The organism is Rhizobium nepotum 39/7, assembly GCF_000949865.1.
Classification (GTDB): Bacteria; Pseudomonadota; Alphaproteobacteria; order Rhizobiales; family Rhizobiaceae; genus Agrobacterium; species Agrobacterium nepotum.
Window position 1 is genome coordinate 1 of the sequence record NZ_JWJH01000078.1, and the last position, 320, is coordinate 320.

Genomic DNA, 320 nt, shown 5'->3' on the forward strand with positions numbered 1-320 from the left:
GGGCGAGGCGGGGCGCGGTTTTGCAGTGGTGGCGCAGGAAGTGCGTGAACTTGCGCAACGCTCGGCCAATGCCGCCAAGGAGATCAAGTCGCTCATCAACCGTTCGGCAGAAGAAGTCGGCGGCGGTGTCACGCTCGTCCGTTCGACGGGCGATGCACTGGATGAGATCATGGAACTGGTCAATCGCGTTGACGGCCACGTCAATTCCATCGCCACGGCGGCGCGCGAACAGGCGACCGGGCTTCAGGAGATCAATACCTCCGTCAACCACATGGACCAGATGACGCAGCAGAACGCCGCCATGGTGGAAGAAACGACGG

1 protein-coding gene is annotated in these 320 nt (G+C 62.2%); it reads left to right on the forward strand.

Going from position 1 to position 320, the window contains the following annotated elements; all coding sequences use genetic code 11:
• Positions 1–320, forward strand: a 320-nt coding sequence (locus RS75_RS24980) for a methyl-accepting chemotaxis protein (protein ID WP_045025291.1), incomplete at both ends; no start/stop codon positions are given.